Genomic DNA, 13705 nt, shown 5'->3' with positions numbered 1-13705 from the left:
GGTGCCTGGGGTTGCTTCTCGATCCTGACCAGGGGGACAGAGCTTGGGTTCGCCGCACGGAAGTCAGCAGGCAGCATGAACTCTCCTGCCCAGATGCCAACGCCTCGCGACTTAGCCTGCGCCTCGGCAAAAACGTATTGGTCGCTGAACTGAGGAAGGGCCACCGCTAAGCCCGCTCTTACAAGCGCTTCTGCGACGTCAGTTCTTCCCGCTTTGCAGGAGGCAACAACTCGGTTGTATTTGTCGGAACCACGCTGGTGGCAGGAGAGCACTTTTCCGTCGACCAACGCAGACAGCAGAGCCTTTGCCTCTTGGCCGCAGGCCCAATTTTCTTCCCCGCGCTCGCAAGTTTGAAGAGCTTCCGGAGCATCGATACCAGCCAAGCGAACGTCGAAGCCCGTCATGGCGATGGAGTCCCCATCGATAGCTTTCCCCTGACCAGTGATAACCTGCGCGTGCGACACAGCAGGCAAGAACAGGAGCAGGGAAAGGAGCCATTTCATTTAGGGATTCTCGCTGACACTAAGTGCAAATTGGGGCGGAGATACTGCACCACCGCCCCTTAAGATTTAGAAACGGAAACCGACGCCGGGCACTCCCAATTGCAACCGCAGCGCGTCGCATTGGCGGACGGCTCAAACCATGGGGGAACATTATTGCGGCTCTGGTGGAGAGGGAAATACCATTCTGGATGGCTGGGGGCCCGAACTACGCGCGCAAAATTCGAATCCTTCGAGATGATCTTGCGAAATACGATGATACCATTTTCGAGGAGACTGACTATCCGGACTTCCCGTTCTCAAACGATGTCACGCAGAAAGGCGCCGAAGATATTCTCAATATCGACGCACCGCAGATGCGAAGTGTGCGAGCGGAAAACCTGATTGAGTTCAAGAACTCTGGCGTCAGTTTCCGCGCCGACCGGAACTCTGTTTTACGTGTCGCACAACGTCTCATTGCAACATCTGAGATTGCTGAGTTGCACCGGATTGATCCGCGTAGGGTGCGGTCCATAATGAAAAATTACAACATCCAGCGAATTGCATTTGGGTGGGAGCGGGACGAAGTTTTGAGAATGAAACTCGCGGCTTGAGCCTTATCATTTCAAGGGAAATTTGAAGATCGGCGGGCTTACACAAGCCAGCCGATTTTTTTGGGATGGTCCACGGTCACTGCTTTTTGTTTACGCAACCAAGGTCAAATTGTGCTTTTATTGAGCTTGTAAAGTTTGAGCCCGGATCGCGGATTTCTGTTCCAACTAGGGTCACGATTTACTTGTCCGAGGGGTTTTCCTAGAGAATGCGTGAAATTGGACGATCTGCAGCGCCAGGAGAATGAGTACCTCTATCCGATCTTGATGGGATAGCGGCTTTTTCAAGCCGCAGTCCCGAAAGTCTTCGCGCATTCATTCCGGTGCCCCGCCCAGGGCCTGATATAGGCCGACCAGCGTCGTGAGTTCATCGGTCCTTACCTGCACCAGCGACAGCTCGACGCCCAGCAAGGCACGCTGTGCATCGACCTGCTCGATGTAGGGTGTGTAGCCGGCACGATAGCGGTTGCGCGCATGGCGCAATGCATCGGCCACGGCCACCTGCTGGGCCTCGAGTGCAACCTCCTGCTCTTTCAGATTTGCCAGCACCGCCATGCGATCCTCTACTTCGCGAAAAGCGTTGAGGACGGCCGAGCGGTAGGCCCAGGCCGCCTGGTCCCGTTGCGCTGTCGCCCCGTCGAGCTGTGCCTGGAGCTTCCCGCCCTGGAAGATCGGAGCAAGGATGCTGCCACCCAGCGACCAGACACTTACGGGATCGGCAAGCAGGTCGGATAGCACTACACCCGCCGCCGCCCCGAGATCGATGGAAGGCATGAAATCGGCGCGGGCCACGCGCATTTGCGCATCTGCCGCCGCAACACGGTACTCCGCTGCAGCGACATCCGGACGGCGGCGCAGCAGCTCGGACGGAAGGGTCGCAGGTGCCGGTGGCTGGCGCAGATCCACCAGCGTCCCGCCCCGCTCGATGGCGCCCGGCAATTCGCCGGTCAGTACCGAGAGGGCGTTTTCCTGCCGCGCGATCTGCGCCTTCAATTGTGGAACGAGCTGCGCGGTGGCCTGATATTCAGCTTCGGCCTGTCTGAGGGGTAACTGTGACGTGTAGCCGACCTCGGCCCGGTCGCGGGCAAATTTCACCGCCTCCTGCCGTGCAACCAAAGTTTCCTCGAGCACGGAAAGGCGTTTGTCGAGCGCAAGAAGGGTGATGTAGCCACTCGCGGTTGCCGCGCTCACCGATAGGCGCGCCGCTTCCGCGCCTGCGGCGCTTGCGGCAGCACCAGCTTCGGCGGCATCGATGCGTGCGGCATTCGTGCCGAAGAGATCGAGTTCGTAGGAAGCACGGAATGCAGGCTGTGCGGCAACGCTGGTCTGCGCCTGGCCGAAAGGCGAAACCTCGCGCCGGACGCCGCCCTCTGCTCCCGCACCGACAGAAGGCAGGAGAAAGCCGCGCGAGCCCCGTTCGGTCGCGCGCGCCTCTTCGACACGGGCGGCGGCGACCTGCACGTCTGCATTGTTGGCTCGTGCCTGTTCGACAAGGCGCGAAAGCTGCGGGTCGCCGAAAGCGTTCCACCAGTCGTCTTCGATGGGAGCGGTCACTTCGAGACTGGTCCGCCATTCTGTTGGCGGGGTCACGGCGGTGCCGGGAGGCGCTTCCTGCAGCGTGGGCGCGCAGGCGGACACGGCGAGGGCACAAGTGGCCATGAGTGCGATAGGACGACGCATCACGATCAGTCCTCCGTATGGACAGTGGCGACGACCGACATGCCCGGGCCGAGCCGCTGTGCGGCTTCCTGCCCCTTGTCGAGCACGATGCGCACGGCGATGCGCTGCGGCACCTTCACGAAATTGCCCGCGCCGGTGTCAGGCTTCACCAGGCTGAATTCGCTGCTCGCCGCCGGCGCAATGCTCTGCACCCGGCCAGTGAGCTCCACGCCGCCAAGCGCGTCGATTTCGAGTGTGGCGCGCTGGCCAACGGCCATGTTCGCGGTTTGCGTTTCCTTGAAATTCGCCACCACCCATAGGTCGTCGGGGACGATGTACATGAGCTGGGTCCCGGCAGTGACCAGCTGGCCGACGCGCGCGCTGACTTCGCTCAGGCGGCCCGCACGCGGGGCGCGGATTTCGGTGCGCGACAATTCGAATTCGGCAAGGCCCTTCGAAGCCTCGGCTCCCGCGACCTGTGCCTCGAGCGCGCCCCTGCCGACGGTAACCGAGCGAACGTTCTCCGCCGCGATGGCGCGCTGCGCCTGCGCCTGTCTCACTCCAGCCTGCGCCTGCTGCAGAGCCGCGCGCGCCTGATCGCGTTCGCGCAGCGAAACCGAACCCTCGTCAACCAGCTCGGCGATGCGGTTCATGTCGGCCTGCGCTTTCTGCAGCCCTGCGCGGGCAGCCGCGACGGCGGCGTCCTGCAGCTCGAGTTGCGCCTGTGCCGAGCGCAGGCTTTGCGCGCTGTTGGCCAGCGTGGCCTGCTGGGCTGCCGTGTTGGCCGCACCCTGCTGGAGCTTTTGCTGGTAGGGCGCATCATCGATCCGGGCGAGCAATTCGCCCTTCTCCACGCGCTGGAAGTCTGCCACCGGCACTTCGACGAGGTAGCCTGCAACCTGCGGGCTCACGACCGTGGTGCGCCCGCGGACATAGGCGTTGTTGGTCGTCTCGTCGCCTCCGCCGAAGGGCGGGAGGTCCCATGCGAACAGCGCTACGAGCACGCCGAGGAGGATCGCCCCGACCGCCACCACGATCCGGCGGCGCGAGGGATTGGGCGACCAGCCTGTCTCCTGCTCGGGCGCGGGCACGTCTTCGGTCATGGTTTCGGTTTTGGAAGGGTTTGGATCGGTCATTGTCTGGTCCTTGCGAGCATGGCCTCCATGAAGGCCAGTTCCTTGGCGAGCGGGTTGCGCCCGCGGATCTTGTTGATGAGCCACGGCGCGAAAACGACGGTGAAGGTCACCGCCGACAGCGTGCCGATGAGGAAGAAAACATCGTTGAAGGCGAGCACGGCGGCCTCTCGGCCGACTTCCTGCGAGATGCTCGCGGCGGCTGCCTGCTGCTGGAGGGCGGGATCGCCCTGGAGCGGAGCGGCGCGCTGTGCGGCATTGCCGAGAGCCTGGCCCAGTTGCTGGTTGGCGAGGGTGAGCGTACTTCCGGCGTCAATGAGATGCGTTTTCAGGCGCACGGTGTGGAAGGCAGACAGCAGCGAGATCCCCGCCAGGCCGCCGATCGATTGCGAAAGCGAGAATATCGCGATGAAGCTGATGACATAGCTCTGGCCCGCCGCAAGCGCGCGCAGCATGCCCTCCATCATGATCGGCCCCATCGCGAAGACCGCCGCGAAGGCGATCGCGGCCTGCGTGAGGTAGAGGTCCTGCGGCCGTGTCATCACCCCGGTGCGCGTATCAGCGAAAGCGGCGATGCAGATGACGAGGATTGCGAAGAGTACGGGCCGGGTGAGGTCCTTGGGGTCGAGCCGCACCACCGACAGCGCCATGCCGCCGAAGGTCGCCCCGGCCAGCACCCAGAAATAACCGGTCAGTTGCTCGTTGCCGTAGCCCAGCGCGGCGAACATCCCGCTCGCGCCGAAGCCCTGTTCGGCAACGAGGATGCGCACGGTTGCCCCGATCAGCGCGAGCGCGAGGATCGAGCGGCTCGAAAGCCAGCTGAGGTCGAGCATGGGGCTCTTGCGGTTGGCCTCGATCAGGAAGCACCCGCCCAGCGCAAGGATGCTGGCGGCCAGCGCGTAACCGAGCCATGGCGTGTCCCACCACTGGATGCGGCCCTGGATGAGGAAGGCGCACAGCGCGGCGACCCCGACAACGAACAGGGCGATGCTCGGGATGTCGAGCTTCTCGAAGGTCTGCTTGCGGATACCCGGCGGCAGGCGCAGCCAGTAGACCATCCCCAGGCCCAGCAGCGAAAGCGCGAACTGGAACTGGAAGATATGGCTGATGTCGCCGTCGACCAGCAGGGCCGGCGATAGTGCGCGAGTGAGCGGGACGGCGACCTGCGTGAGGCCGAGCGAGATTACGAGTCCGCCAACACGCATGGCCGCGGGCAGCCCCTGCATGAGGTAATAGATCGCAAGCGCGGAGAGGCCGCTGGCGGTAATGCCCGCAACTGCGCGCGCGGCGAGTTCGGGATAGTAGCCGGGACCGATCATCTGCACGAAATTAGCCGCGACCAGTCCCGCCATGGCCCAGCGCACGAAGAGCTGGATGCCGAATTCCTGCCGCACGCGGAACAATAGCATGCTCATGGTGGCGTATGTCGAATAGAAGGCCACCGTCAGCCAACCCGCCTCGACCGGGGTCAGCGCGAATTCGGCCTGTAGCGCTGGGGCATTCGCGAGCAAGAAGCCGTTCTGCGCGCCACCCACCAGAGCCATGAAGATGCCGATGGCGAGATAGGCCGCGCGGCGCGCCGGAGGGTGGTCGGGATTGGCCGGAGAGCCGGGGAGGATCGGCATCTCGTGCTGCTTGAACCGATAGCCATCCACAGTGTCGATGAGGGTACCGCGTTGGGTCACGGTATCAGCGCTCCCGCGACGAGCACCTCTTCGAGCGCGGCTGCAAACTGCGCATCGTCTTCCATGCCGCCGACAAGCTTGCCGAGGCGTTCGCGCCGGGCGACGGTGCTGGCGGCGGAATAGATGAAATTCGCTACCCGGAACTCGAGGTGCGCCGGGGTCTTGTCACGCTCCTCCGCTGCGGCTTGCGCCAATTCGATGAAATGGCGGTGCAGCGGCAGCGAGAGCGTCTCGAGCAGCCATTTCGAGCGATCGCTATCGATCGTTATGTCACGCAGCAGCAGGCGCGGGACCTCTGGTCGATCGAGAAGGTAAGCGAGGAAGGCATGGGCCGAATGCTCGAGCCGTTTGTGTGCGCCGGTTGTCTCGCTATCGTCCAGAGCGCGTTCGAGCGCTTCGCGCAGGTCTGTACCGGCCTGCGAGACGATATCCTTCCACAAGCCCTGCTTCCCGCCAAAGCGATAGGAAATCAGCGCGACGTCGACCCCGGCATCGCCGGCGATCTCGCGCAGCGAGGTGGCGTCGAAACCCTGCGCGGCAAAGCGCTGCAACGCGGCGCGCGAAATTGCCGCACTGGTGTCGCTATCGTTTTCTCTGGGGCGTCCACGCCCGCGTCGTTCGGTCATGCCTCGTTCCTTGTGCAGCGCAACATAAGGTACGGACAATCAATATTCAATGGTTGTTGAATATTTGCGCAAGGGTGCTGGCTCCTCCATGCGGAGAGACCCATCTGTCTTCGATATTTTCACGCGGCGATTGGTTCCGGGCGTAGGAGAGGCGGTAGCGCGAAACCGAAACTCTGCCCGCGTGTTCCAAGTGCGAAGGGTAGACCAAAGCCGATCGAGCCCTCCCGCAAGATGAAAGGACTACGCGCATGAAAATCCTCATGGTTCTCACCAGCCACGACGAACTTGGCGACACCGGCAAGAAGACCGGTTTCTGGCTCGAGGAGTTTGCAGCGCCCTATTACGTGCTCAAGGATGCCGGCCACGACATCACGCTGGTGAGCCCGGCCGGGGGGCAGCCGCCGCTCGATCCCAAGTCCGACGAACCCGATGCGCAGACCGACGCGACCAAGAGGTTCAAGGACGACGAGGAAGCGCAGGCGCATCTCGCTTCGACACTGAAGCTGGCCGAAGTCGACGTCTCCCATTTCGATGGGGTGTTTTACCCCGGCGGTCACGGCCCCTTGTGGGATCTGGCCGAGAGCGCGGATTCCAAGGCAACTATCGAGGGTGCGCTCTCGGCGGGCAAGCCGGTGGCGCTCGTCTGCCATGCGCCCGCAGTGCTCAAGAACGTGACCTCGCCGACAGGCGATCCGATCGTGAAGGGTCGCAAGGTTACCGGCTTCACCAATGAGGAAGAAGAAGCGGTCGGCCTGACCGACGTCGTACCCTTCTTGCTCGAAGACGTGCTGAAGCAGCAGGGCGGCGACTTCTCCAAGGACGGCGTGTTCGAACCCCACGTGGTACAGGACGGGCTGCTGATTACCGGCCAGAACCCGCCGTCCAGCGAGCCGGCTGCAGAAAAACTCCTCGAAGCGCTCGCCAGCATGCAGTAGTTTCTTGCTATCAGCGGCCAATAAGATGGGGTCGTCAGGCGCACGTTCGTTCTGACAGTTCATATGTCAGAAGCGGATGGTTCGCTAACGGCCCCAAAATTGCCTTTCCAGCCGACTATTGCAGAATGACCGAAATGGGGCCGAAAACCGACCGGCAGCTTTCAGTGGGGAAACTCGAAAAGCTGCCTATCAATTGGTCGAAGGTTTTCAGATTTTACCAGTCAGCAGCTTGCTTCCATTGGCACGCGTCCGGGTTAGCAAGCTCAATCACACGGCTCTGCTAGTCCCACGAGATCACGCCATCCGCCGAACGCCAGCGCGCTGGCCGGATCATCTTTTCGTGTGCGATACGGACTGACCTGATCTCCGCCTCGATCTCTCGCCGCCAATGTGCGAGGAAATCGAACAGCACCGGGAAATCCGGTGCTGCATCGTATTCCTGCCAAGCATAGATCTGCAGGAGCGAAGGGTGATCCGGCATGAAATAGCAGATCTCAGCCGTCGTCAGCCCGTATCCTTCCAGCTGAACCAGCAAAGCGCGGTCGGTCATTGCAACGTAGGCTGGCTGTCCGGGCCAACGAGCGAGCGCAGCGCGGCGAATACATTATCTACCGAAACCGGACCTTTGAGTTCGGGGGGCTGGCGCATCGCCGGCTGGTTTTCGACGGTATGCCGATCGGAGGCCCAGGAAGCCAGGATGGCTCGCTTCACTTCGGGCTCAAGCGAGGGATGATGCGCTACATCGAATGGATGCAAATATCGTGCGAAGGGTTGCGACATAGGAAAATCCTCCTTTCTGCCTTGCCGCTGGTCACTCACTGCGGATTGCTCCGCTCGGCGTATTTTGTGAGTCGATTTCAGACCGTCAAGTCCCTGATAAGGCCTCCGGAAAGCGCCCAGTGGCGGTCGCAATCGGCGAGTGCCAAAAAATTTGATTTGGACCTCTTGAAGCCGTTTCCAGCAAAACTAGATCGCGAAATGCCTCCTGCCGATCATCCGGGGGAGGCGCTGTAAGTCATTTCGCTTTGTAATGGAGGTTATGCATGCATTTTCGACCTTTGCACGATCGCGTGCTGGTTCGCCGTATCGAGGCTGAAGAAAAGACGGCCGGCGGCATTATCATCCCTGACACCGCCAAGGAAAAGCCGATGGAAGGCGAAGTCGTCGCCGTTGGCCCGGGTGCGCGTGACGATGCCGGGAAGCTGGTGGAACTCGCCGTCAAGGCGGGCGACCGCATCCTGTTCGGCAAGTGGTCCGGCACCGAAGTGCGGATCGACGGCGAGGACCTGCTCATCATGAAAGAGAGCGACATCCTCGGCATCATCGAAACTGCCGCCGAGCTCAAAAAGGTGGCGTAAGCAACCAACCCGATCTTCGGTTCAATCGAAAGAAGAGAAAGGAGCAGGCCAGATGGCTGCGAAAGAAGTAAAGTTTGCGTCGGATGCGCGTGATCGCATGCTCCGCGGCGTGGATACGCTTGCAAATGCGGTCAAGGTAACTCTCGGCCCCAAGGGCCGCAACGTGGTGATCGAGAAGAGCTTCGGTGCCCCTCGTATCACCAAGGATGGCGTCACTGTCGCCAAGGAAATCGAACTCAAGGACAAGTTCGAAAACATGGGCGCACAGATGCTGCGCGAAGTCGCCAGCAAGCAGAACGACAAGGCAGGTGACGGCACCACCACCGCCACCGTTCTTGCCCAAGCCATTGTGCGCGAAGGTGCCAAGGCGGTTGCTGCCGGCATGAACCCGATGGACCTGAAGCGCGGTATCGACCTCGCCGTCGGCACCGTGGTCAAGGACCTCGAGAGCCATGCCAAGAAGGTGTCTGCCAACAGCGAAATCGCACAGGTCGCGACCATTTCCGCCAATGGCGACGAAACCGTCGGTCGCATCCTTGCCGAAGCCATGGACAAAGTCGGCAACGAAGGCGTGATCACGGTCGAGGAAGCCAAGAGCCTCGAAACCGAGCTCGAAACGGTCGAGGGCATGCAGTTCGATCGCGGCTATCTCTCGCCCTACTTCGTGACCAACGCCGAAAAGCTGAAGGTGGAACTCGAGGATCCCTACATCCTCATCCATGAGAAGAAGCTGTCGAACCTGCAGGCGCTGATCCCGCTGCTCGAACAGGTCGTGCAGTCGGGCAAGCCGTTGCTGATCATCGCGGAGGATGTCGAAGGCGAAGCCCTGGCAACCCTGGTGGTCAACAAGCTGCGCGGCGGCCTGAAGGTCGCGGCGGTCAAGGCACCCGGCTTCGGCGATCGCCGCAAGGCCATGCTGCAGGATATTGCCATCCTCACCGCCGGCAATGTGGTCAGCGAGGAACTCGGCACCAAGCTGGAAAATGTCACGATCGGCATGCTCGGCCGGGCCAAGAAGGTCATCATCGACAAGGACAACACCACCATTGTCGATGGTGCCGGTAACAAGGCCGACATCGACGCCCGGGTAAGTCAGATCCGCGCCCAGATCGAGACCACGACCAGCGACTACGATCGTGAGAAGCTGCAGGAACGCGTGGCCAAGCTGGCTGGCGGCGTTGCCGTCATCCGCGTCGGCGGTGCCACCGAAGTCGAGGTCAAGGAGCGCAAGGATCGTGTCGACGACGCCCTGCACGCAACCCGTGCGGCCGTCGAGGAAGGCATCCTGCCGGGTGGCGGTATAGCCTTGCTCCGCGCGCTCAAGTCGCTCGAAGGCCTTAAGGCCGCCAACGACGACCAGCAGTCGGGTATCGACATTGTGCGCCGTGCGCTGCGCGCCCCGGCTCGCCAGATTGCCGAGAACGCGGGTGAGGACGGTGCCTATATCGTCGGCAAGCTGCTCGAAGGCGACGACTATAACCACGGCTTCAACGCCGCGACCGGCGAATATGAAGACCTGGTGAAGTCGGGTGTCATCGATCCGGCGAAGGTGGTGCGCACTGCGCTGCAGGACGCTGCTTCGGTTGCCTCGCTGCTGATCACCACCGAGGCGCTGGTGGCCGAACTGCCCAAGGAAGACACGCCCGCACCGATGCCGGCGATGGACTTCTAACAGGGTGAGGAGAGCGCGGCATCAAGCTGCGCTCTCCCAACCTCCACGCACGGCTGGCGGCAGTGTTGCCTAGCGTCTCCACACGCCCTCTTGAGAGGGGCAGTCTCCGAAAATGGCGTTGTCAGAAAATCGGTCGAATGAGAGAGGAGGAGATAATGACCGACAGGTATCTGGACTATCTTTCATGCGAACATGCTCGGCTCGAGAACGAAATCCGGCTGGAAAGCAAACGACCCAAGCCTGACGAAGTTCTGATTGCCCGCCTGAAGAAGCTCAAACTGGCGCTCAAGGACCAGATGCGAAGCTGGGCTTCCGATCACGCGAGCAGCGATCGGCTGACCGCGTAAACGGACTAGAACCAAACAAATTGTCTCCTGGAAGAAAGCCAGGCGGACCTGTATCGGTGTGCCTGGTTTTTTCTTGCAAGATACTGAAAACACGAGGATAAAAAATTCTATCCTGTCTTGAAATCAACTGCGTATTTCCTAATTTCGTTAATACCGGATGCCATAACGGGTCCGGTTGGACATTAGGGCGTCAGCTCTTTCGTTCGCTGACGCTTCTCGTGCCCAGATTGCTCAACAAGGAGGATTTGGAAATGAGAACTGCATTTGATTTGACCCCCTATCGCCGCTCGACGGTCGGCTTTGATCGGCTCTTCGATGCGCTCGAAAACAGCTTCCGTGCTGAGACGCAGGACAGCTACCCACCCTTCGACATCGTCCGAACCAGCGAGGACAGCTACCGGATCACTCTGGCGGTGGCCGGCTTCCGTCCGGACGAAATAGACATCACCGCACAGCAGAACCAGCTCGTCATCTCCGGTCAGAAAGACGAGAAAGACGAAGACGGTGTGAATTTCTTGCATCGCGGTATCGCTGCGCGCGCGTTCGAGCGCCGGTTCCAGCTGGCCGACTATGTCGAAGTGCGCGATGCGGACTATGAGCACGGCATGTTGACGATTTCGCTCCAGCGGATCGTCCCGGAATCGCTCAAGCCGCGCAAGATCGCCATCGGAAGCAACAAGCATGGCAATGACGACACGCCGCAGCTGACTGAAGACAAGGCGGCCTGAGCCTCATGGCAGCTGAGAGGGCCGGTCTCACCAATGGGACCGGCCCATCTTGGTAAATTAGATTCCCGGTTCGAGTTTAAGCCTGACCATGCGCTCTTCGCCGCCGCGCATCAGCGTGAGTTCGACGATTTGTCCGACGCGAAAGTCGTCAAGTCGGGCGAGCAGATCGCCCACTCTGGACACAGGTTTGCCATTCAGAGCGGTAACGATGTCCCCAGGAGCTACGCCGCCCCTAGTGCGCTGCGCTGCAATCAGACCGGCGCGATCCGCTGAGGACCCGGGATCGACCCGCAGTACGAAAACACCTTCGATCCCCGAAGCGCGTTTGAGCCGGTCGCTGATATCGTCATCGCTTTCAAGGCCAAGGCTGGGTCGCGTATAGCGACCCTCAGAAATCAGTTGCGGCACAACCCGCATGACCGTGTCGACCGGTACGGCAAAACCGATGCCTGCCGATGCCCCCGAGGGACTGTAGATTGCGGTATTGATCCCGATCAGTCTGCCCGCTGAATCGAGCAGCGGACCGCCCGAATTGCCTGGGTTGATGGCCGCATCGGTCTGGATCAGGTTGCGAATGTCGGGGCCGTTCTCATTAGGCAGCGAGCGATCCAGTGCCGAGACGATCCCTTTAGTCAGGGTCCAGTCTAGGCCGAACGGGTTTCCAATCGCGAAGACATTCTGCCCGACTTGCAGATCATTGCTCGTTCCTATGGGGACCCGAGCGGGCGCTGTGAAACCTGCACCGCCGATCTTCAAAACAGCAAGGTCGTGCTGTGGGCTCGTACCCACCAGTGTGGCGGAAAACTGGCGACCGTCAGCAAGCTGTATTTGCGCTTCTGATGCACCCTCGATGACATGATAATTGGTAAGGATATGACCTGCCTCATCCCACACGAGTCCCGAACCCGACCCGCGCGGGACGCTATAGACATTACGTGTCCAGAAATCGGCAACTCGCTGCCGTGTCGATATGAAGACGACGGACTCTCGGGCATTGCGGAACAGGTCGATATTGGCGCGTTCATCTGCAGCTAGATCTCCACGCGGAGTGACCATCCGTGGCTCGGCCACCGGAGCCGACTGGTTGAAGAGTAACGACACTGTTGCAGCTAAGAGGAGCCCATTCATTATGATCAAAACCACTATCCATGGACGCGAATTTGGCGTTGCCTTCGTCAACGATCTTCTCATCACAGATAAATAGCGCCGGTTATACCAGGATCAATGGAACGCCGCTTCATTCTTCGATCGACAGCGGTATCTACAAATTTCAATCCATGATCGGACATTAGGGAAGCCCATAACCAACGCTAGGCTGCCAGTCCGCTTTCAGGTTCCTCTAAGAGAACTCGAACGTCCGAATTGGGGCGCGTTCCGGACGGAAACGAAACGTGACGGTCACGTTTCGCTTGCCTGACGGTCATGGTCAGCTTGTCCGAGGGTGACCGAAATGGGGGCGCAGTGCCGTCATTTGATCTTTCGCGATCGAAGATCCGCTCCTACTACCCACGCAAATCTGCGAAAAGGTCACACCAAGGTTGTGACTGGGTCACGGTAAGGTTGTCCCAACAGGAACTGTCCGGAGATGGCGCGCCCGGCAGGACTCGAACCTGCTGCCTCAAGATTAGAAGTCTCGCGCTCTATCCAGATGAGCTACGGGCGCGCGCGGTTCAGCCCATAACGTGCCTTTGCGCGTGCGCCAATCGGGGATAGGCAGCGCTCTATGGATAAGCCCGATACACTCGCCCCCAGCGCGCCCCGCCGCTTTCGCTATTTCGACATGGTCATGGCGAGCTTCGTTGCAGTGCTGCTGCTGTCGAACGTCATCGGCGCGGCGAAGCTTTCGACAGTCGCCGGTTTCACCTTTGGGGCAGGCATCCTGTTCTTCCCGATCAGCTACGTGATCGGGGACGTGCTGACCGAAGTATACGGCTATGCCAAGGCGCGCAGGGTCATCTGGGTCGGCTTCGCAGCCTTGATCTTCATGGCTTTCATGAGCTGGGCCGTCGTCGCCATGCCGCCGGCTGCAAGCTGGGACGGCCAGGAGGCCTATGAGAGCGTGTTCGGGCAGGTTCCGCGCATCGTCCTGGCATCGATCATGGCCTTCTGGGCGGGCGAATTCGTCAATTCTTACGTCCTTGCGCGAATGAAGATCTGGACCAAGGGCAAGGCGCTGTGGAGCCGGACTATCGGTTCGACCGTGTTCGGGCAGGCGGTGGACAGCGCGATTTTCTATCCCGTGGCCTTTTTTGGCGTTTGGGACACGCGCGACGTGCTGATTGTGATGGTCACGAACTGGCTGCTGAAAGTTGTCTGGGAAGCCGTGCTAACTCCCTTCACCTACCTGGTAGTTGGTAAGCTGAAGGCGGCGGAAGGCGTCGAGGTTTTTGACACGGATACGGACTTTTCGCCTTTCGCGACCACCGGCAAGGACGCCTGATACGAAAGGGGCGGCCCGATGGACCGCCCCTC

General features: G+C 60.8%; 15 protein-coding genes and 1 tRNA gene. 7 read left to right on the top strand and 9 right to left on the bottom strand.

Annotation, left to right across the window (positions count from 1 at the left end):
• Window positions 1-503: thermonuclease family protein (locus BM173_RS05650; protein ID WP_090478238.1), on the bottom strand; the 503-nt coding region annotated here is incomplete at its 3' end.
• A 188-nt stretch (window positions 504-691) separates the two neighbouring features.
• Here BM173_RS05650 and BM173_RS05645 point away from each other — a divergent pair.
• A complete protein-coding gene (locus BM173_RS05645; RefSeq protein ID WP_090478233.1) occupies window positions 692-1093 on the top strand; it encodes a hypothetical protein in 402 nt (133 codons plus the stop codon).
• A 312-nt stretch (window positions 1094-1405) separates the two neighbouring features.
• Here BM173_RS05645 and BM173_RS05640 read toward each other — a convergent pair whose 3' ends face one another.
• Genes BM173_RS05640 through BM173_RS05625 form a run of 4 tightly spaced genes read right to left on the bottom strand, consistent with a single transcriptional unit; the run spans window position 1406 to window position 6193 of the window.
• Window positions 1406-2770: an efflux transporter outer membrane subunit gene (locus BM173_RS05640; RefSeq protein WP_090478577.1), complete on the bottom strand. Its 1365-nt coding sequence runs from the start codon at window positions 2768-2770 to the stop codon at window positions 1406-1408.
• Window positions 2771-2775: 5 nt separating this feature from the next.
• Window positions 2776-3885 (bottom strand): HlyD family secretion protein, encoded by a 1110-nt coding sequence (locus BM173_RS05635; RefSeq protein WP_090478231.1) that lies wholly within the window; start codon window positions 3883-3885, stop codon window positions 2776-2778.
• Window positions 3882-5567 (bottom strand): MFS transporter, encoded by a 1686-nt coding sequence (locus BM173_RS05630; RefSeq protein ID WP_245755774.1) that lies wholly within the window; start codon window positions 5565-5567, stop codon window positions 3882-3884. Before BM173_RS05630 ends, BM173_RS05635 begins: the two co-directional genes overlap by 4 nt.
• A complete protein-coding gene (locus BM173_RS05625; protein WP_143089574.1) occupies window positions 5564-6193 on the bottom strand; it encodes a TetR family transcriptional regulator in 630 nt (209 codons plus the stop codon). The genes BM173_RS05630 and BM173_RS05625 overlap by 4 nt, the downstream gene beginning before the upstream one ends.
• Before the next feature lie 248 nt (window positions 6194-6441).
• Here BM173_RS05625 and BM173_RS05620 point away from each other — a divergent pair, with 248 nt between their 5' ends.
• Entirely contained in the window at window positions 6442-7128 is a 687-nt protein-coding gene (locus tag BM173_RS05620; protein ID WP_090478221.1) for a type 1 glutamine amidotransferase domain-containing protein, read from the top strand.
• Between the two features lie 280 nt (window positions 7129-7408).
• On the opposite strand, the gene BM173_RS05615 is transcribed toward BM173_RS05620, so the two are convergent.
• Together BM173_RS05615 and BM173_RS05610 are read right to left on the bottom strand one after the other, a co-directional pair.
• On the bottom strand, window positions 7409-7678 hold the full coding sequence (locus BM173_RS05615; protein WP_090478219.1) for an usg protein: 270 nt from the start codon (window positions 7676-7678) through the stop codon (window positions 7409-7411).
• Window positions 7675-7908: a hypothetical protein gene (locus BM173_RS05610; protein WP_090478216.1), complete on the bottom strand. Its 234-nt coding sequence runs from the start codon at window positions 7906-7908 to the stop codon at window positions 7675-7677. Before BM173_RS05610 ends, BM173_RS05615 begins: the two co-directional genes overlap by 4 nt.
• 263 nt (window positions 7909-8171) lie before the next feature.
• Between BM173_RS05610 and groES the strand changes: the two genes are divergently transcribed.
• From groES to BM173_RS05590, 4 genes are all read left to right on the top strand, one after another.
• Window positions 8172-8486: a co-chaperone GroES gene (gene groES, locus BM173_RS05605; RefSeq protein WP_090478214.1), complete on the top strand. Its 315-nt coding sequence runs from the start codon at window positions 8172-8174 to the stop codon at window positions 8484-8486.
• Window positions 8487-8538: 52 nt separating this feature from the next.
• Window positions 8539-10158 carry a chaperonin GroEL gene (gene groL / locus BM173_RS05600; RefSeq protein WP_090478210.1) on the top strand — a complete coding sequence of 540 codons (1620 nt, stop codon included), beginning with the start codon at window positions 8539-8541 and terminating at the stop codon, window positions 10156-10158.
• Between the two features lie 155 nt (window positions 10159-10313).
• Window positions 10314-10505 carry a DUF465 domain-containing protein gene (locus BM173_RS05595; protein ID WP_090478207.1) on the top strand — a complete coding sequence of 64 codons (192 nt, stop codon included), beginning with the start codon at window positions 10314-10316 and terminating at the stop codon, window positions 10503-10505.
• Between the two features lie 251 nt (window positions 10506-10756).
• Complete coding sequence (locus BM173_RS05590) at window positions 10757-11233, top strand: Hsp20 family protein (RefSeq protein WP_177201807.1); 477 nt, start codon at window positions 10757-10759, stop codon at window positions 11231-11233.
• Between the two features lie 57 nt (window positions 11234-11290).
• Here BM173_RS05590 and BM173_RS05585 read toward each other — a convergent pair whose 3' ends face one another.
• Together BM173_RS05585 and BM173_RS05580 are read right to left on the bottom strand one after the other, a co-directional pair.
• Entirely contained in the window at window positions 11291-12376 is a 1086-nt protein-coding gene (locus BM173_RS05585; RefSeq protein ID WP_245755773.1) for a S1C family serine protease, read from the bottom strand.
• A gap of 443 nt (window positions 12377-12819) precedes the next feature.
• Window positions 12820-12896 (bottom strand) — tRNA-Arg (locus BM173_RS05580).
• A gap of 60 nt (window positions 12897-12956) precedes the next feature.
• Here BM173_RS05580 and BM173_RS05575 point away from each other — a divergent pair.
• The gene (locus tag BM173_RS05575) at window positions 12957-13673 is read left to right on the top strand and encodes a queuosine precursor transporter (protein WP_090478200.1); all 717 of its coding nucleotides are present in this window, start codon (window positions 12957-12959) and stop codon (window positions 13671-13673) included.
• The last annotated feature ends 32 nt before the right edge of the window (window positions 13674-13705 follow it).

The sequence above is a fragment of the Qipengyuania nanhaisediminis genome (assembly GCF_900115585.1).
Lineage (GTDB): Bacteria > Pseudomonadota > Alphaproteobacteria > Sphingomonadales > Sphingomonadaceae > Qipengyuania > Qipengyuania nanhaisediminis.
This window is presented reverse-complemented; position numbering and strand designations above follow the sequence as displayed.

Coding starts and splice junctions, on each gene's coding strand:
- BM173_RS05645 (WP_090478233.1), top strand. CDS start 692: ATGGCTGGGGGCCCGAACTACGCGCGCAAAATTCGAATCCTTCGAGAT.
- BM173_RS05640 (WP_090478577.1), bottom strand. CDS start 2,770: ATGCGTCGTCCTATCGCACTCATGGCCACTTGTGCCCTCGCCGTGTCC.
- BM173_RS05635 (WP_090478231.1), bottom strand. CDS start 3,885: ATGACCGATCCAAACCCTTCCAAAACCGAAACCATGACCGAAGACGTG.
- BM173_RS05625 (WP_143089574.1), bottom strand. CDS start 6,193: ATGACCGAACGACGCGGGCGTGGACGCCCCAGAGAAAACGATAGCGAC.
- BM173_RS05620 (WP_090478221.1), top strand. CDS start 6,442: ATGAAAATCCTCATGGTTCTCACCAGCCACGACGAACTTGGCGACACC.
- BM173_RS05615 (WP_090478219.1), bottom strand. CDS start 7,678: ATGACCGACCGCGCTTTGCTGGTTCAGCTGGAAGGATACGGGCTGACG.
- BM173_RS05610 (WP_090478216.1), bottom strand. CDS start 7,908: ATGTCGCAACCCTTCGCACGATATTTGCATCCATTCGATGTAGCGCAT.
- groES (WP_090478214.1), top strand. CDS start 8,172: ATGCATTTTCGACCTTTGCACGATCGCGTGCTGGTTCGCCGTATCGAG.
- groL (WP_090478210.1), top strand. CDS start 8,539: ATGGCTGCGAAAGAAGTAAAGTTTGCGTCGGATGCGCGTGATCGCATG.
- BM173_RS05595 (WP_090478207.1), top strand. CDS start 10,314: ATGACCGACAGGTATCTGGACTATCTTTCATGCGAACATGCTCGGCTC.
- BM173_RS05590 (WP_177201807.1), top strand. CDS start 10,757: ATGAGAACTGCATTTGATTTGACCCCCTATCGCCGCTCGACGGTCGGC.
- BM173_RS05575 (WP_090478200.1), top strand. CDS start 12,957: ATGGATAAGCCCGATACACTCGCCCCCAGCGCGCCCCGCCGCTTTCGC.